The following is a 16,540-nucleotide window of genomic DNA, read 5'->3' as shown; positions in this document are numbered from 1 at the left end:
GCACAGGGAATGCGTCACCCCTCACAGATCCTGACAGAAGGGTGTCAGGATCAATCATCCGCCGTCATGTCAGGCCGGGTAGCGAAGATGCAGCACCGGCTCACCCGTGGGTTCGTCGATGCGCTCCTCGATCGGAACGAAGCCATAGCGCGCATAGAAGCTTCGGCCGAGATCGTTCTTCACGAAAACATCGAGTTCTAGCGTACCCATTCGGGCGACTGCATCATCCATCAGGGCCCGGCCGAGCCCGCGACCGTGAAATGCCGGATCGAGAAACAGGCCGCCGACCTGGTTGCCGAGCAGCGAGATGAAACCGACGAGCCGGTTATCCACCCAGATGGTGCGTGTCTCGGCCATAGGCAGATAGACGTTGCGGATGTTGTCGGCCTCGCGCGTCAGGAAAGCTTCCTCAAGAAAAGCGTGCGCGAGCCGACTGGCGCGAAGCCAGACGGCAACAATGGCGTCGTCATCGACGCCGGGTTGATAAGTCTTGATCATTTTCGGTCATGTCCAGTTGTGCAACATCGAACGCGCCTGCCGGAGGCACGCCAGTTGCGAAAAGGCGTTTGAAAAAAGCGAAACGGATGCAGGAGCCGGTAAAGATCGGCCATCATCCATTTCCGGGGCGAAACCGCCCCCGCTTCACCGGGACATAAAACCTCCAGACGTTTGACAACGTGCTAGCGCGGGTGCGGCGCCGCCGCAAGCTCATTTGGCAAACCTATCTCTGGGAGAAATCCTTCGGCTTGAGGAAATCAAGCAGACGCCCAGCGCCAAAGGCGAGCGCATTCCACTCTCCCTCGATGGTAAAACGGGCGAGAGCAGCAGTAGGGAATTTTTCCCGCATGCGTTCAAGCGCATCCTCTTCGGACCCGGCGCCGGCCAGACGGCTGGCGAAATCCTCCATGCCTGGATTGTGACCGACAAGGAGAACACGTTTGGCCGTCCTGGAAGTGCTCCGCAACGCGGCGAGCAATTCGTCCGGCGAAGCCATGTAAAGCCCCTCCCCGCTGCCAAGATCCGGCTCGGCACCCCCAAGCTCTGCAGCAACCAGACGCCATGTCTGCTGCGCACGACGGGCCGGAGACACCAGAACCCGGTCTGGCAACCAGCCCCGCTTCATGAGCTCCCGCCCCATGAGTGGAGCAGCGCGACGTCCGCGCGGCGCCAGCGGGCGCTCAATGTCACTCATGCCCGGCTCGTCCCAGCTCGACTTCGCATGGCGCAACAGCAGAAGTTCTTTCATTCGCCCTCCAATCCTGCCGATATTTTACCCGGGTATATTGACAGATTTATTATACCCGGGTAAAACTCAAGATCATCCAAAGGAACGCTCCCAATGTCCAATTTCACTGCATTCCATGGCAACAGGCTTCTTGCCAGCGGCAGCGCCCTCGAGGTCGCGCTGACGGCCAAGACATTGCTCGACGAACACCCAGGCGCAGATGTGCTTATCTTCGACGATCTGTCCGGCCGGCAGATCGACTTCAACCTTGCAGGCAGCCACGAGGATGTGGCGGCCAGACTGGCTCCGGAAGCGCAGAACACGCAACCAAGGCGCGCGCCCGGTCGCCCGAGACTGGGCGTGGTGGCGCGAGAGGTGACCCTGCTGCCGCGCCAGTGGGACTGGCTGAACGCGCAACCGGGCGGTGCGTCGGCAACACTGCGAAAGCTGGTCGATGCCGCCCGCACAAAGGATGCGCCGCATGAAAAGGCCCGCAGGGCCAAAAGCGCAGCCGATACGTTCATGATGGCGATGCTGGGCGACCAGCCCGGATATGAAGACGCGGCTCGCGCGCTTTATGCAGGGGACGCAAAGGGTTTCCGGCGCAGAATAGGCAACTGGCCACCCGACCTGCGCACCCATGTGGAACGCCTTGCGGCTCCGGCATTCGAAAGCTGAGCAGGTTCACAATGCCCGCGCATCATCGAGCCGCTTGTACATGATCGTGGTGGCGTCCAGGCGGTCGAGAAACGGATCGCGGCAATAGTCCGGAATAATACCGGCAACGGAAAAGCCAAGTGCCGCATAAAGCGGCTCGGCCTTGTCGCCGGTCCGTGTGTCGAGCGTGATGAGGCTGCGGCCAAGGCTGCGCGCCTCACCTTCGAGCACCTCCATAAGCGCACGGGCGATACCCTGCCGGCGAGAGGCGGGGTCGACCAGGAGCTTGGACGCTTCGGCCCTGTGCGGCTGATTGGGCGGGGTATCTATGACCAGTTGAACAGACCCCGCAAGCCTGCCGTCCTTACGGGCAATAAAGAGAAGACGCCCACCTGAACCAACCGCCGGAAGAACTTTTTCCCGCCAGAAGTTCATCGAAGCTTCCATGCCGAACGGCAATATGAACCCGATGCTTGCCCCGCCATGGACGCACGCGTGAAGCAGACCTGCCAGCTCAGGCAGAATCCGGAACGCGGTGAGTGCATCGACACGTTCTATGGAAAAGGTGGTGTTGCTCTGCATGGTCAGACCGTGAAAAGGAGATAACGCGCACCTGCGACCGCATCGGCGTCAAACCGGCTCGGACCGCGAAGCTGATAGCGAAGGCAATCACCCGGATGCAGCGTGTAGGCCATACCATCGACTGTGATATGCAAGGTGCCCTGCAGCAAAACCAGGTGATGCTCCAGTCCGGCGCGAGGCGGCCCGTCATAGATGATCCGCGCACCGGGACGAAGCGCGCCTTCCATCGCCTCCCCGACAAGCGCACGCGCAGGAGGCGAGACGATCCGGCGCGTAAACCCGGATCGGGCATCCTCCCACACCGTCTGATCGGCACGTGGAACGAGTGGCGGAAAATCGTCTTCCACAAGATGCATGAGGCGCGAAAGTGTTATGCCATACGCCTGACAAAGCCTGCCCAGAACGGTGGCAGTGGCGCTGACCTCCGCGTTTTCGAGTCTCGAAAGGGTCGCGCGGCTCACAGCGCTACGGCCGGCAAGGTCTTCGAGCGACCAGCCACGCTCCTGACGAAGTGTGCGAAGGCGCTCGGCAATACGCCGATCAACGTTGAAGGGGGCATCTGATCCTGAATCCATATTTGAGAAATTATCCCATATATGAAAATCGTCAAGCGGCGCGTTGCGACTTTCCTCTCTCTCATGAACACGCGGAAGCGCACTCGACAAAGCAGCATGAAGCAAATTATCTATAATTATGACCACACGCAAAGAAACCAAAGCCACCCAGATTGCCCGCACGCTGGCCGAGCGCATCGTTTCAGGCAAACTCGAACCGGGTGCGCGGTTGCGACAGGATCATATCGCCGAGGAGTTCGGCACGAGCCACGTGCCGGTGCGCGAGGCGTTCCGCCTGCTGGAAGCCCAGGGCCTGGCAAAGAACGAGCCGCGCCGCGGGGTGCGGGTAGCGGCCTTCGATCTGAACCAGGTGCGCGAGGTGGCGGAGATGCGCGCGGCGCTGGAAGTGCTGGCCTTGCGCAATGCGGCGCAACACCTGACCCCGGCGATCCTCGCGGCGGCGGAAGAGGCAACCCTCGAAGGCGACCATGCCCGAGACGTGATGGCATGGGAAGCGGCAAACCGGCGTTTTCACCGGCTTCTCGTGGCCCCATGCGGCATGCCTCGGTTGCTGGCCGCCATCGACGATCTGCATGCGGCGAGCGCCCGCTTCCTTTTCTCTGCATGGCGTTCCAACTGGGAAACGCGTACGGACCGCGATCATCGCGCGATCCTCGAACATCTGCGGCGCGGAGAAACTGACGCGGCATGTGCGGTTCTCTCCCGGCATGTGCAGTGGATCGGGCACAAGCCTATCGAGACGGCGTCCGGCAAAAAGCGCAAGGCCTTCGTGATCGAGGGCTGACCCGCCCCGCGGTCTTCCTTTCCAGGCCAAGCAGGTCCAGAGCCCTGACTTTCGCGCGCCGTCCCCGCGCAGCCACGCTCATTCGCCCTGACACCGATGAAGCCGAGAAGGGTTATTCACACCCCTCTTGCCAAAGCTGCGCGAATATGGACTCAATAATAGATCAATACCCAAAATTATCTATAATTTTAAAGGTGCACAATGTCACAAGGTTCCGTCCACCTGCACACCCCCGGCCTGATCGGCAGTGCGGGCGCCCTGCAGCTTGACCAGAAGTCGCTTGCTTTCAAGTTCGGCGCAGTCGTGCTTGGCACAGCGTTCCTGGCGCTGGCGTCGCGCGTCGAAGTCCCCATGGTCCCGGTCCCGGTGACCATGCAGACCTTCGCGATCGCGATGATCGGCGCGCTCTACGGCGCACGCCTGGGTACGCTGACCGTCCTCACCTGGCTCGGTGAGGCCATGATCGGCCTGCCGGTTCTGGCCGGTGGTGCCGGTGGCCTTGCCCATTTCGCCGGACCGACTGGCGGCTACCTTGCGTCGTTTCCGATCATGGCACTCCTCGTCGGCCTTCTGGCTGAACGCGGCTGGAACGCTCGACGCCCGCTCCTCGCCCTCACTTCCATGCTTTCGGCAAACGCACTCTGTCTCGCGATGGGAGGCATCTGGCTTGCCAGCATGATCGGTATGGAAAAGGCGTTCCTGCTTGGCGTCGCACCCTTTGTCGTCGGGGGCATTCTGAAATCCGCGCTCGGGGCCGCAACCCTGGTGGCGCTCTCGCGGTTTGCGAAACGCGGCGACACGAAATGACGGTGCGGCTGCGTGCGCATCATCTTCTGTGCATGCTCACTTATGTCGGGCGGGGCTACAGCCCCGCTTTCACCGCCAATTATGACGAGATCGTTTTACGCCTCAATGCAGGTGAGGATGTAGTTCTCATCGAAGGACCAGACGACATTTGTCGTCCCCTCCTGGGGGAAAACCCGCACGCGCACTGCCTCAACGCGCGTGTGGGCCAACGGGATACCCGTGCTGCAAGCGCACTCTCATACTGGCTCGGCCAGGCGATTGATACAGGCCACGCCCTGCACCTCGACAATAGACTGATCGAACGGATGCGCTCCGCCTTTGCCGAGGGCAAGACCCGAAAGGCGTGTCTTGGCTGCGAATGGCTCGCCCTATGCACCACCGTCGCCCGAAAGGAATTTGAAGGCGCGCTTCTGGCGCCAGATTTGCGCGAATGAGTTTTAAGGCACGGGATGGACCCCGAACCCGCCTCGTGCCAGAACATGCATCGATGGCAAGACTTCTCTTCATCACACACCCCGAGGTCATCGTCGACCCCAGCACCGACGTGAAAGACTGGGGGCTAAGCACTGCCGGACGCGAGCGCATGATGCGTTTTGCAACAAGTGACGCCGCCCAAAACATCGGAACGATCTGGTCGAGCACGGAGAAAAAGGCCCTTGAAGCGGCCGCCATTCTTGGCGCAGAGCGCCGTACCGACGTCAAAACAGACCCCATGCTGGGAGAAAATGACCGTTCGGCGACCGGCTTTCTTCCGTCTCCTGAATTTGAGCGCATGGCTGATGCCTTCTTTGCCCAGCCGACCAGAAGTATTCTGGGATGGGAGCGCGCTATTGATGCACAGCACAGGATTCATGCAACCCTGAACAGGATCCTCTCGGAAGGGGGAACCGGAGACATTGCCGTCATCGCTCATGGCGCTGTCGGAACGCTGCTTCTTTGCAGGCTGCGCGATGTGCCAATCGCCCGCGCCCATGACCAGCCCTTTCAGGGGCACTTCTGGTCCGCAACACTGCCTGACATGCGGATTCTGCACGGCTGGATTCCGATAGCGGAAAAAGCCTGATCCAGGCCTCGGGAATTATATAGATCGCGAGCTTCACAGTCGGCGGGCAGCATTACCGGGGCCTTGAAGCCGGACCGCCGGATGCATTCAACCACAGTTTCTCGATCATCATCGAATGCGACACACAGGCCGAGATCGATCGATTGTGGGCCGCGCTCGGCGAAAGCGGAACCATCGAACAATGCGGATGGCTGAAAGATCGCTGGGGGCTGAGCTGGCAGATTTTGCCGAAACAGCTCGGTGAATTGATGAACGATCCGGACCCCGCCAGGGCACAGCGCATCACCGAGGCGATGCTCCAGATGGTCAAGCTCGACATTGCCGCGCTGGAAGCAGCCGCAAGCAGATGACGGATATTATACCTTAGTAGAATACGCTCCGGAGTTTATGTCGAAATCCGGCTGAAAATGACGTTTCTCCGGCTCGCGATTTTTTAAGCCGCTTGTCAAAATGCGCGCAATTGCACGGCCCGGCGGGGATGCAAACCGGCTCTTCGGAGAGTCTTGTAGCTCTTTCCCTTTCGTGTCATAGATTCATCCGCGCTCGGGTGATTGCAGACCCGGAGACTGGAAGCTTTATGATTTGGACGGCCCCTTTCCCCGATTTTCTTCAAACTCTCGAACCACCGCTAAGCTGTGCACGTTGCGCAGACGCGACTTCTCAAAGGGAAAAGGAGTTTCCCAATGGCCCAGACAGGCACCGTTAAATTCTTCAATGCGAGCAAAGGCTTCGGCTTCATCACCCCCGATGATGGCGCGAAAGACGTGTTCGTTCACATCTCGGCTGTTGAGCGTTCCGGCATGACCACGCTCAGCGACGGTCAGAAGGTTTCCTTCGAGGTCGAGCCCGACCGCATGGGTAAGGGTCCGAAGGCAGTCAATCTGTCCGCGGCCTGATTTCGAGACACTCTCGGATGCACATTTCGAGCGCGGCGTTCACTCGCCGCGCTTTTTATTTGCCCGTACAGATTGCAGGAACATCGCTCTTCGCAATTCGTATTATTCATAAAACTTTCGCTTGCCCCCCTCAAAAAAATCGAACAAGCTCCCTGCCATTCGGGCATTTGCCGGCCCGGAGACTGGAATGGCATGCCCTGGCGGGGGGACCTAAATCCCCTTCCGGGAAGTCGCGTCGAAGCAACGAGGACAAACGATTTGTCCGGGCAAGAAGCCCGCACCATTGGTCCCGATGAGAGGCGCGAAGCTGACTGTTTCTTCTCCCCCAGTAAACGACCGATGACGCCATGGGCCAAAACCCGTCAAGAGGTTGGCCCGCCGAAACCAGCATAAAGGGAGAAAGGACTCCTTCCTATGTCGCAGAGTGGTACCGTCAAGTTCTTCAATCAGGCCAAGGGATACGGGTTTATCACCCCGGACAATGGCGAGAAGGACGTGTTTGTTCATATTTCAGCCGTCCAGGCATCCGGCCTGCAGGGTCTTGAGGACGGACAGAAGGTTACATTCGAGACCGAGCCGGATAAGCGCGGCAAAGGTCCGAAAGCCGTTAACCTGGAGGTTGCGCCCTGACCGGGCGCAGCATTCCTGCAAAATAGCTTTGCCGGTGTCACGAAACGACGATTGAGGCAAAGCCCCTGTTTTGAGCAATTCCGGACAATGAGCTGTCGCGGCGGTTCCGGAATTGCCCTGAAGCGTCCTGCGGCCTGCCGGACGCCATTGATGTTTGCGTCAGTTTGCATAGATAGGCGCAGGCAGCGAAACGACGTTTTCCTGAAACAATCCCTGCCCGCCTGTTTCCAACTCTGGTTTTGGAAACTCAGCTATGCCCAGTGCCTCAGCTACGCCCGGTGTCTCAACCATGCCCGGCGTCAATGCATCCGATCATCAGCAATGTAAAGACCTGCCCACCTTCACCAACGTTATCTCTCGCAGCAACGGGACTGAAGGGCTGAAACGCGACGGCTGAAACATTGCACGATACCCTTTGCAGCCAAGGTTATGGAAGAGCCGCTGTCGAGCTCCTGATCTCAAGCTTGGTCCATAGTGATGGACGCTCCGGATCGCCCGATGCATGTCTCGTCGAGATGAGCTCAAGGCTTCATCGACGCGCTGTTGGAGACCACAAGCAGCGAAACCGGGCTCAACGCCCGCAGAGACGCGGCGATGCTTCATAACAGTTAAACGCAGGCTGCCTGCCTCATTCAGGTGCCATTCAGGTGCGAAGGGGTAAATCCCTTGCGAAAGCCGCGGAGCCCCCTGAAAAACCGCAGTTCATATTTGAAGAGGTAAAGTCATGAAACGCTTCCTGAAGACGGGTGTTCTCTCCCTTGCCGTCGCAGCCACAACGCTCGGAGCGATCTCCACCGCCGATGCCGGCCATCGTCATCGTCATCGACACAACAACAACGACGCCATCGCTGCCGGCGTCATTGGCCTGGCCGCAGGCGCGATCGTCGGCGGACTTCTCTCAGAGTCGCGCCGCGGTGATGACCGTGTCTACATCGACCCGCCCTATCGTCGGCCGCAGCCTGGCTATAGCTATCACTACGGTTCCTCCTCCGGCTGGGATTATCAACCTGAGGTGACGACACGGCCGGTGTATCAGCAGCGCCCCGTTTATCATCGCACGACAATGGAGCCCTGGTCGCGTGATTGGTTCCGTTACTGCTCCAACCGCTATCGCAGCTTCGACGGGCGTACCGGCACGTTCATGGGCTATGACGGTCAGCGCCATTTCTGCCAGCCGCGCTAGTCTAGGGTTCCCTGCCCCGAGTAGAAATAAGGCCGGGCTCAGCCCGGCCTTTCTTCATGAAAAGCTGGATGTGGAGATAAAGAACGCATTCTAAGGACACTCTATCAAAAATGGGGAACCGGTCCTCGGAAAACCGACGAATGTCGGACCGGGATCACTGTATTCAGTGCGATCGCCGGTCACTCTGCGCAGCGCAAGCTTTAATCGACAAAACTTCGCAAGTTCAATCGGGGGAGAAGCGCCTTACCAGTGTGTTACCGTTCACGAGCGCGTGATCCGACCAAGATTTTGCTGCCAACGCTTTCTGATCTCGTGCGCAAGGTAACCCCACGCAGAAAAAGCAAAACTACACGAGAAAGGGGTTTGATCGCCGTTCGTCACCGAAGCGTCCTCCAGGACCATGACCACAGAGAAAGCCGATGTCATCACCCAGCGGCAATAGCTTTTCCCTGATCGAGCGGATCAGGGCATCATGATCACCGCCCGGCAGGTCCGTACGCCCCACGGAGCCGTTGAAGAGCACGTCGCCCACATGCGCAAACCGGGCCTTGCGATTGAAGAACACAACATGTCCCGGAGCATGCCCTGGGCAGTGCAGAACCTCGAAAACGTGATCGCCGAACGAGACCGTTTCGCCCTCGCTGAGATAGCGGTCAGGGGTGACATTGCGCACCGACTGATCGAGGCCGAACATGCGGGCCTGATTCTCCAGATTGGCTAGCAACTCCCGATCATCCTCGTGCGGCCCTATAAGCGGGACACTGAGTGCATCCTTGAGATCCATCGCGCCGCCCGCGTGGTCAATATGACCGTGGGTCAGCCAGATCGCTTCAACGGCAATACCATTCTCGTCAATGGCCTGGCGAATACGATCCACCTCGCCACCAGGGTCAACCACAACACCATTCTTGAGCTCTTCATCGAAGAGAATGGTGCAGTTCTGCTGAAATGGTGTCACGGGGATGACGCCGGCCCGGAGATTACCCATAAAGCCCTCTTGATCGCGCCCGCAAACGCGGGGCTGAAATGGGAAACGGGCAACCACTTCCGGCTGCCCGCCTCAGAGAATTGATGAAAATCAGCTCTTGTTCATGGCGCCCATGACGGCACCAACAATGCCGGTGAGTACACCGCCACCGACAGCTCCGCCAACTGCATCACCAAGCAGGCCGCCCAGAGCACCGGCATCGCCGCCCATGCTCGACAGCAGGGCGCCGCCACCGACACCGCCGATGATACCGCTCAGTATCTTGGCACCATGGCCCATAGCGGCCTTCTTGACGACAGAGCCAATCGCTTCACCGCCAAGAACACCAGTAACAGCCTGCACAATAATAGGAAGTAGAGCTTCCATGTCCGGTCCCTCTCAAAAAACCGACCTCCCAGGGCCGGCGCGCCCATGAAAGCGCGTTTCCGGCCCTTGTCAAACAGGAGGCTGTGAATATTTGACGAAGTAACCTGTAGTTGCGGCTACTTATTGCGCCGCCACACGCAGCTCCGGACGCACTTCGTTGGCATAGTCATTCATCAGCAAACGCGTGATTTCACCGACTTCGAAGCGGTAAGGGCCGATCTCGGAAACAGGCGTGACCTCGGCAGCGGTACCGCACAGGAAGCACTGTTCAAAACCTTCCAGCTCTTCCGGCATAATTGCACGCTCAACCACTTCGAGACCGCGACGGCGGGCAAGATCGATCACCGTGCGACGGGTGATTCCATCAAGGAAACAGTCAGGGGTCGGCGTATGCAGGACGCCGTCCTTGACGAAGAAAATGTTGGCCCCCGTCGCTTCAGCGACCTGGCCACGCCAATCCAGCATCATCGCGTCGGCATACCCTTTGGCCTCCGCCGCATGCTTGGAAAGCGTACAGATCATGTAGAGGCCGGCAGCCTTGGATCTGGACGGGGCCGTGCGAGGATCCGGGCGACGATACTCGGCCATGTCGAGGCGGATGCCCTTGAGCCGCTGCTCCGGATCGAAATAGCTCGGCCACTGCCAGATCGCGATGGCAAGGTTGATGCGGTTGTTCTGAGCAGACACCCCCATCATCTCGCTTCCGCGCCACGCAATCGGACGAACATAGGCGTCGGCAAAACCCTGACGCGCCAGGAGCTCTCGGCATGCATCATCGATTTCCTGGACCGACCACGGGATCGTGAAGCCCAGAATGCGTGCGGATTCATGCAGGCGCTCGGTGTGCTCGGTAAGCTTGAAGATCTCGCCCCCGTAAGCCCGCTCGCCCTCGAATACGGCACTGGCATAGTGCAGTCCATGGGACAACACGTGAATCTTGGCGTCTGCCCATTTGACGAATTCACCATTGAGCCAGATAAAGCCCTCGAGCTGATCAAAAGGAACCGCTGCCATGTAACCTCTCCCGCCGGTCCGTTTCCGTGGAACCGGGCAAATCGAAAATACCGTCCTCTGGACGGCGCCTTCTTCCGTCACAGCCTATGCGTTACCAAAAGGAATTTGAAGGATGTTCCGAAAAATGACCTTCAGGATACCTTTTTGTTCGCGTCAGGACGAAAACATTGCCAAAAATTACCATGCCTTGAAATTATGTCAATAAGACTGACATAATTTCTTTATCCAACGACCGAAACGACCGGAAGCAGCTAAAGAGCATGACCGACGCCAACCCGATCAAAACCCCGCTGACGCTGGATGATGGCGTTGACTTCGCAATCATCGAGCATCTGTTCTTCGCCTACCGGGATTTCACGGCCGACCCCGACGCCATCCTCGACGAATACGGTTTCGGAAGAGCCCACCACCGGGTGCTGCATTTCGTCAACCGCCTGCCGGGCTTGACCGTTGCGGAACTGCTCGAAGTCTTGAGGATCACCAAGCAGAGCCTGGCGCGGGTGCTCAAACAACTCATCGACGACGGATATATTGTTCAGGTTCCAGGCCCCCGCGACCGGCGTCAGCGCGAACTCTATCCAACGCAGAAGGGACGCGACCTGGCGCTGGCGCTGGCGCTGCCACAGTCCCGCCGCATCCGTGCGGCACTTGAAGAGGCTCAGCCGGGCGACAGCGCGGCGGTAGAACGCTTTCTGCGCGCCATGGTGAACCCGGAACTGCGCGCTCAGATGGACAAACTGCCCAACGGGCGTTCTAAATGAGCAATGCGTCCACGTCGCTTGAGGAGGTCGTCACGATGAGCGAAACCGGCAATCTCGAAAAGGACCCGCCTGTCCTGAGCGATGATGCGCCGCATTTGCTGGTGGTAGACGACGACACGCGTATTCGAAGCCTGCTCAACCGCTTTCTGCGGGAAAACGGTTTCCGCGTCACCATTGCCGGCAACGCAGCCGAAGCACGCCGCAAGCTGGTGGGGCTCGATTTCGATCTCGTCGTTCTCGATGTGATGATGCCGGGAGAGGACGGTGTCTCGCTGACCAGGTCGCTGCGCGAGGAGAAAGACACACCTATCCTGATGCTGACCGCACTTTCGGAAACTGACAGCCGCGTCACGGGGCTTGAGGCCGGCGCCGACGACTACCTGCCCAAGCCGTTCGATCCTCGGGAGCTGGTGCTGCGCATCAACAGCATTCTGCGCCGTAGCGCACCGCAATCCACCCCCAAGGTGGAGCAGGTCGTATTCGGTCCTTACGCATTCCAGATCGCCAAACGTGAACTCAAGCACAGCGGCAAGCTGGTGAAGCTGACCGACCGCGAACGCGACATCATGGTGATTTTCGCGGAGCGGGCGGGTGAGACCGTGCCCCGGCATGAACTGGTGGGTGAGGATTCGGAAGTGGGCGAGCGCACGATCGACGTTCAGATCAACCGCCTGCGCCGCAAGATCGAGCGCGACCCCTCCAATCCCGTATACCTGCAGACCGTGCGGGGCATCGGATATCGGCTAAGCGTGGAATAGCCCGCCCCTCAAACCGAAAGCGGCCGGTAGTTTGCAATATCCGCCTTTATGCCAAGGCGACCCATCATCTCGAGGCGGTCGAACCCCGTTTCCGAATGCATGCGAGCGACAGCCTCACCTGCGCGCGCAATCGCCTCCAACCCCTCCCATTCCACCATCGTGACAAAGTTGAACACTCCGGGGCCTGACGCCTGCTCGAGAATGATATCCCCCATGAAACCCGCCTGCTCACGCAAAAGTGCATGCGTGGCGGAAACACGATCGAGAAATTCCTCGCGCGCCGCTACAGGAACGGTGAACTTGTCAACGCGATAAATCGCACTTGGGACCGAAGCTGCCTGTGAATGTGCTGACATGGTGTCTCCCTGGAAAATCAGTCAGAACCGACATGCCACGCACTTTCGAAGTTCAAGCCGGCTTTAAGTCAAGAGGTTCTTTGCAGTCATTAACGTTGTGTCGCCATGCAGACAGCCATGAGGTGGCTGCAAGTGCGCAGCGCGGAAAAGCAGTTCCCTCTTTCGCGCGCAATGCATAGGATCAGACTTGATTGCAGTTCGGGAATGGATGCCCGAAAGGGCGAATGGCGGAATTGAAAATCAACTCAGATCAGAAGACGGCAGCCGGGAAGATCACGTCGTTGACGCACTTCAAACAGGCACTCGGCGCCATGCGCAGGCCCTGGCGGCGGTTCTGGCGCATCGTTTCGCGCTATATGCCCAAGCAGCTCTATGCGCGCTCGCTCATCATTGTGATCGCACCGATGCTGCTCCTCCAGTCGGTCATCGCCTTTGTTTTCATGGAGCGCCATTGGCAGACTGTCACGCAACGGCTCAGTCAGGCCGTCACGCGTGATATTTCCGCCATTATCGACATGATCGAGACATATCCGGGCAATGACGGCTATGCGCAGGTTATCCGCATCGCGCAGGAACGGCTGGCGCTGAAAATCGATCTTCTCCCGCCCGATCCCCTGCCCGCGCCCGGCCCCAAGCCGTTTTTCTCCATCCTCGATCAAACGCTGGGCGAGGAGATTACCCGGCAGATCAACCGGCCGTTCTGGCTCGACACCGTGGGCAATTCGAACATAATCGAAATCCGCATTCAGTTGGAAAACCAGGTCCTGCGCGTCTTCGCCCGCCGCAGCCAGGCCTATGCGTCCAACACGCACATTTTCCTTCTCTGGATGGTGGGCACGTCGCTGGTGCTGATCGCCATTGCGGTGGCCTTTCTGCGCAACCAGATCCGCCCCATCCTGCAATTGGCGGCCGCTGCAGACAGTTTTGGCAAGGGGCGGCCGACACCGAGCGATTTCCGACCGCGCGGCGCGGAAGAAATCCGCCGTGCCGGCAGCGCCTTCCTCTTGATGCGTGAAAGAATCGAGCGCCAGATCGAACAGCGAACAGCCATGCTGACGGGGGTGAGCCACGACCTCAGAACCATCCTGACACGCTTCAAGCTGCAACTTGCCGTGGCCGGCAGCAAAGAGGACATCGAGGCGCTCAATCAGGACATCGAGGACATGCGCTCGATGCTCGAAGGATATCTCGCTTTCGCACGCGGTGAAGCTGCGGAAGATCCGGGTGAATTCGATCTGGCCGCATTCTTTGATCGCGCGGTGGAAGAAGCCGGCCTGCGCGGGTGCACGCTGAAGGTCGAGACCAGCGGCAACACGCATATGCATGTACGGCCCAATGCCTTCAGCCGGTTGCTGAACAATGTGATTGGCAACGCGTTCCGCTACGCCTCAAATGTTCAGATCACCGCCCGCAACAGCAATGGGACATTGACCATCACCGTAGACGATGACGGGCCAGGCATTCCAGCCGACATGCGCGAGGACGTTTTCAAACCCTTTGTGCGGCTTGACGAAGCCCGCAATCAGGATGAAAGCGGGACGGGGCTTGGCCTGTCCATTGCCCGCGACATCGCCCGTAGCCACGGGGGCGACGTGACACTGGACGACAGCCCGCTCGGCGGGCTGCGTGCCGTTATCCGCGTGCCCTCATAGAGCGTATCCACAGCGTCAACGTACAGCCGGGCGGGGTGGGTGGTCCAATTCGAAAACCAGTGTCTGGACACCATCGGCATCCACGCGGATGCGCCGTGCGCGGATCATAAAGACGATGATCTCCCCCTGTCCCGACAGTTCAACGAAGTCCCCCTTGCGGGCCCAGTCACCCAGACTGAGGCGGTCCAGCTGCCTGTCGAGGCCGGCGATCTCGGCCTTGCGGCGTGCTGCGCTGGTCAGTTCGACGATCGTCTTCAAGACTTGTCTCCTGCTGTCGGTGGGTCGGGCAGTCTCCTGACCCTTCGCCTGCGGTAGATTGCACGTTATCCTTTCGTCTAACACACTGAGTCGCAACCGGGCTACAGACGCGTTTTTGCCCGGTCGATCATCTCAAGGAAGAGGCCCATGACTTCACGCTACGCAAAAATCGCCATGACGCTGGCACTCGCTGCCTTCGCCTTTATGGTGACCTTCAACAACATCACCGACTATGGCTCGAATTTCGCGTTCGTACAGCACGTGTTCAGCATGGACACGACCTTCCCCGGGAACTCGGCCATGTATCGCGCCATCACCACGCCGGCGCTGTGGCACGCAGGATACTGGCTGATCATCGCCGGTGAAGGCCTTACCTTCGTGCTTCTGCTTCTGGGTGCTCTTAGAATGTTCGGCGCGCGCAACGCGTCGGCTGCCGAATTCCAAGCTTCGAAAAACCTGACAATCATCGGCGCAACAATCGGCTTTCTCGTCTGGTTCTTCGGCTTCATGGTCGTCGGCGGCGAATGGTTCCTGATGTGGCAGTCCGACACCTGGAACGGACAGGACGCCGCCTTCAAGTTCTACATGGCAATCATCGGCGTCCTGATCTTCGTCAACCAGCGCGACGACGAAGTCGCCTGACTGAAATGACGCTGACAGCGGCATGTCATTGCGGGGCCGTGCGGATGGAAACGTCCGCGCGGCCCTTGTGGTTGACCGACTGCAACTGCTCGCTCTGCCGCAGGCTCGGTGCGCTCTGGCTGCACTGCGATCCTGCCGAGGTCAGCTTTCTATGCGGCGAAGACGAAACCGTGGCCTATGTGCAGGGCGACAGGACGCTTGCAATGCACCACTGCCCCACCTGCGGATGCACGACCCATTGGAGCCCGAAAGGCGGCGGCGACCGCATGGCCATCAATGCACGGCTGATGGAAGCAGGTGCGATGGCCGGTCTGCGTATTCGCCACTTTGACGGTGCGGAGACGTTTGGTTTTCTGGATTGAGGCACGGACGGCCGAATTTATACAACCCGGATCAGGGATGCTGAGCTTGTTCAGTGAAGGCGGCTGCCGTTTGGCACTTTCCCGTCGCATCCAGCGAGAACGATGGCGCCATTTTCGTCTGAAAACCCCATCACGAGGATTTCCGACATGAATTTTCCGATCTGGCGCGGCGGGAAATTCACCACCGCCACCACCTGCCGCCCGACGAGACTCTCGGGCGTATAATGCACGGTGATCTGCGCGGACGATTTCTTGATACCGATCTCCGGACCGAAATCGACCTTGAGCTTGATAGCAGGTTTGCGGGCTTCCGGATAAGGTTCAGCCTCAATCACGGTGCCGATGCGGATATCCACCTTCAGGAAATCGTCGAATGTGATTTCCGGGGCCTTCTCCGATGACATGCCCGCTCCCCTTCTTGCGACCTAGGCGTTTCCGTAGGTTTCGAACAACACGCTGTTCAATGCATCCTGAGCGGTGCTGCCCGACCAGATGACATACTGGAAGGCCTGATAATAACATTCGCAGGCTTCCAGAGCGCTGTTGAGCATGGTCTCGACCTGCTGGCCCGTAGGCTCGACACCGCCGGCGAGAACCAGTGCCTGGCGGAACATCACGACATTCTCGCGCTCCCACAGGTCGAAATGGCCGAACAGCATCTGTTCGTTGATGAGCGAAAGGAGCCGCATGACTTCCAGGGTACGCTTCGCAGGCACTTTCAGATCAAAGGCGCAGGCGACATGCAGCGCCTCGAATTCCTCCATCCAGGAGAAGGACACGTTATAGTCGGTCCATGTGCCGGCCACGGCGATGGCGATCTCGTCGTCGCCATTACGCTCGAAGCTCCAGTCATTGGTGTGCGCGACATGTTCGATGACATCGACGGGATGCGCATCACGGGTCATGTCGAGTTCAAGAAGGCTCATTAATCTGCTTTCCCGTATCTGGAGGCGCCGCAACACCCCGCAAGAATCCACAGCG

General features: G+C 59.1%; 26 protein-coding genes. 15 read left to right on the top strand and 11 right to left on the bottom strand.

The window, feature by feature from the left end:
- Positions 1-69: 69 nt before the first annotated feature.
- Positions 70-498 (bottom strand): GNAT family N-acetyltransferase, encoded by a 429-nt coding sequence (locus P2W41_RS07005; protein WP_292896738.1) that lies wholly within the window; start codon positions 496-498, stop codon positions 70-72.
- 223 nt (positions 499-721) lie between these two features.
- Positions 722-1,246, bottom strand: coding sequence for a histidine phosphatase family protein (locus P2W41_RS07000; protein ID WP_292896740.1), 525 nt, complete (start codon positions 1,244-1,246; stop codon positions 722-724).
- Between the two features lie 93 nt (positions 1,247-1,339).
- Here P2W41_RS07000 and P2W41_RS06995 point away from each other — a divergent pair, with 93 nt between their 5' ends.
- The gene (locus P2W41_RS06995) at positions 1,340-1,903 is read left to right on the top strand and encodes a DUF2239 family protein (protein WP_404934677.1); all 564 of its coding nucleotides are present in this window, start codon (positions 1,340-1,342) and stop codon (positions 1,901-1,903) included.
- Between the two features lie 6 nt (positions 1,904-1,909).
- Here the strand turns inward: P2W41_RS06995 and P2W41_RS06990 are convergent, their stop codons facing one another.
- Positions 1,910-2,464 carry a GNAT family N-acetyltransferase gene (locus P2W41_RS06990; RefSeq protein WP_404934676.1) on the bottom strand — a complete coding sequence of 185 codons (555 nt, stop codon included), beginning with the start codon at positions 2,462-2,464 and terminating at the stop codon, positions 1,910-1,912.
- 2 nt (positions 2,465-2,466) lie between these two features.
- Entirely contained in the window at positions 2,467-3,039 is a 573-nt protein-coding gene (locus tag P2W41_RS06985) for a helix-turn-helix domain-containing protein (protein WP_404934675.1), read from the bottom strand.
- A gap of 118 nt (positions 3,040-3,157) precedes the next feature.
- Between P2W41_RS06985 and P2W41_RS06980 the strand changes: the two genes are divergently transcribed.
- The 9 genes from P2W41_RS06980 to P2W41_RS06940 all read left to right on the top strand — a co-directional run bounded on the left by P2W41_RS06980 (position 3,158) and on the right by P2W41_RS06940 (position 8,402).
- The gene (locus P2W41_RS06980) at positions 3,158-3,823 is read left to right on the top strand and encodes a GntR family transcriptional regulator (protein ID WP_404934674.1); all 666 of its coding nucleotides are present in this window, start codon (positions 3,158-3,160) and stop codon (positions 3,821-3,823) included.
- Positions 3,824-4,024: 201 nt separating this feature from the next.
- Positions 4,025-4,630, top strand: coding sequence for a biotin transporter BioY (locus P2W41_RS06975; protein WP_404934673.1), 606 nt, complete (start codon positions 4,025-4,027; stop codon positions 4,628-4,630).
- Positions 4,627-5,064, top strand: coding sequence for a DUF1284 domain-containing protein (locus P2W41_RS06970; protein ID WP_404934672.1), 438 nt, complete (start codon positions 4,627-4,629; stop codon positions 5,062-5,064). Before P2W41_RS06975 ends, P2W41_RS06970 begins: the two co-directional genes overlap by 4 nt.
- A gap of 53 nt (positions 5,065-5,117) precedes the next feature.
- Complete coding sequence (locus tag P2W41_RS06965) at positions 5,118-5,693, top strand: histidine phosphatase family protein (protein WP_404934671.1); 576 nt, start codon at positions 5,118-5,120, stop codon at positions 5,691-5,693.
- A 23-nt stretch (positions 5,694-5,716) separates the two neighbouring features.
- Positions 5,717-6,043 (top strand): VOC family protein, encoded by a 327-nt coding sequence (locus tag P2W41_RS06960; protein WP_404934935.1) that lies wholly within the window; start codon positions 5,717-5,719, stop codon positions 6,041-6,043.
- Positions 6,044-6,376: 333 nt separating this feature from the next.
- Positions 6,377-6,589, top strand: a complete 213-nt coding sequence (locus P2W41_RS06955; protein ID WP_223021220.1) for a cold-shock protein — start codon at positions 6,377-6,379, stop codon at positions 6,587-6,589.
- Positions 6,590-7,003: 414 nt separating this feature from the next.
- Complete coding sequence (locus P2W41_RS06950) at positions 7,004-7,219, top strand: cold-shock protein (protein ID WP_223005964.1); 216 nt, start codon at positions 7,004-7,006, stop codon at positions 7,217-7,219.
- 253 nt (positions 7,220-7,472) lie between these two features.
- Complete coding sequence (locus P2W41_RS06945) at positions 7,473-7,616, top strand: hypothetical protein (RefSeq protein ID WP_404934670.1); 144 nt, start codon at positions 7,473-7,475, stop codon at positions 7,614-7,616.
- 327 nt (positions 7,617-7,943) lie between these two features.
- Positions 7,944-8,402, top strand: coding sequence for a BA14K family protein (locus P2W41_RS06940; protein WP_404934669.1), 459 nt, complete (start codon positions 7,944-7,946; stop codon positions 8,400-8,402).
- A 346-nt stretch (positions 8,403-8,748) separates the two neighbouring features.
- Here P2W41_RS06940 and P2W41_RS06935 read toward each other — a convergent pair whose 3' ends face one another.
- From P2W41_RS06935 to P2W41_RS06925, 3 genes are all read right to left on the bottom strand, one after another.
- Positions 8,749-9,390 (bottom strand): MBL fold metallo-hydrolase, encoded by a 642-nt coding sequence (locus P2W41_RS06935; protein WP_292896760.1) that lies wholly within the window; start codon positions 9,388-9,390, stop codon positions 8,749-8,751.
- Positions 9,391-9,480: 90 nt separating this feature from the next.
- Positions 9,481-9,756 (bottom strand): hypothetical protein, encoded by a 276-nt coding sequence (locus tag P2W41_RS06930; RefSeq protein ID WP_223021225.1) that lies wholly within the window; start codon positions 9,754-9,756, stop codon positions 9,481-9,483.
- A gap of 120 nt (positions 9,757-9,876) precedes the next feature.
- Positions 9,877-10,770 carry a branched-chain amino acid aminotransferase gene (locus P2W41_RS06925; RefSeq protein WP_292896763.1) on the bottom strand — a complete coding sequence of 298 codons (894 nt, stop codon included), beginning with the start codon at positions 10,768-10,770 and terminating at the stop codon, positions 9,877-9,879.
- Positions 10,771-11,030: 260 nt separating this feature from the next.
- Here P2W41_RS06925 and P2W41_RS06920 point away from each other — a divergent pair, with 260 nt between their 5' ends.
- On the top strand, positions 11,031-11,531 hold the full coding sequence (locus P2W41_RS06920; RefSeq protein ID WP_292896765.1) for a MarR family winged helix-turn-helix transcriptional regulator: 501 nt from the start codon (positions 11,031-11,033) through the stop codon (positions 11,529-11,531).
- Positions 11,532-11,566: 35 nt separating this feature from the next.
- The gene (locus tag P2W41_RS06915; RefSeq protein ID WP_229449220.1) at positions 11,567-12,289 is read left to right on the top strand and encodes a response regulator; all 723 of its coding nucleotides are present in this window, start codon (positions 11,567-11,569) and stop codon (positions 12,287-12,289) included.
- 8 nt (positions 12,290-12,297) lie between these two features.
- Here the strand turns inward: P2W41_RS06915 and P2W41_RS06910 are convergent, their stop codons facing one another.
- Positions 12,298-12,645, bottom strand: a complete 348-nt coding sequence (locus tag P2W41_RS06910) for an antibiotic biosynthesis monooxygenase (protein WP_292896767.1) — start codon at positions 12,643-12,645, stop codon at positions 12,298-12,300.
- Between the two features lie 311 nt (positions 12,646-12,956).
- Here P2W41_RS06910 and P2W41_RS06905 point away from each other — a divergent pair, with 311 nt between their 5' ends.
- Positions 12,957-14,297, top strand: coding sequence for a HAMP domain-containing sensor histidine kinase (locus P2W41_RS06905; protein ID WP_292900249.1), 1,341 nt, complete (start codon positions 12,957-12,959; stop codon positions 14,295-14,297).
- A gap of 15 nt (positions 14,298-14,312) precedes the next feature.
- Here P2W41_RS06905 and P2W41_RS06900 read toward each other — a convergent pair whose 3' ends face one another.
- Positions 14,313-14,555, bottom strand: a complete 243-nt coding sequence (locus tag P2W41_RS06900; protein WP_292896769.1) for a hypothetical protein — start codon at positions 14,553-14,555, stop codon at positions 14,313-14,315.
- A 147-nt stretch (positions 14,556-14,702) separates the two neighbouring features.
- Here P2W41_RS06900 and P2W41_RS06895 point away from each other — a divergent pair, with 147 nt between their 5' ends.
- Together P2W41_RS06895 and P2W41_RS06890 are read left to right on the top strand one after the other, a co-directional pair.
- Entirely contained in the window at positions 14,703-15,197 is a 495-nt protein-coding gene (locus tag P2W41_RS06895; protein WP_292896771.1) for a DUF2165 family protein, read from the top strand.
- A gap of 44 nt (positions 15,198-15,241) precedes the next feature.
- The gene (locus P2W41_RS06890) at positions 15,242-15,559 is read left to right on the top strand and encodes a GFA family protein (RefSeq protein WP_404934668.1); all 318 of its coding nucleotides are present in this window, start codon (positions 15,242-15,244) and stop codon (positions 15,557-15,559) included.
- 50 nt (positions 15,560-15,609) lie between these two features.
- Here the strand turns inward: P2W41_RS06890 and P2W41_RS06885 are convergent, their stop codons facing one another.
- Positions 15,610-15,963 carry a tRNA-binding protein gene (locus tag P2W41_RS06885; protein WP_292896775.1) on the bottom strand — a complete coding sequence of 118 codons (354 nt, stop codon included), beginning with the start codon at positions 15,961-15,963 and terminating at the stop codon, positions 15,610-15,612.
- 21 nt (positions 15,964-15,984) lie between these two features.
- Positions 15,985-16,485 carry a YbjN domain-containing protein gene (locus tag P2W41_RS06880; protein ID WP_223021232.1) on the bottom strand — a complete coding sequence of 167 codons (501 nt, stop codon included), beginning with the start codon at positions 16,483-16,485 and terminating at the stop codon, positions 15,985-15,987.
- Between the last annotated feature and the right edge of the window lie 55 nt (positions 16,486-16,540).

The sequence above is a fragment of the Nitratireductor sp. L15S-10 genome (genome assembly GCF_045011005.1).
Lineage (GTDB): Bacteria > Pseudomonadota > Alphaproteobacteria > Rhizobiales > Rhizobiaceae > Nitratireductor.
This window is presented reverse-complemented; position numbering and strand designations above follow the sequence as displayed.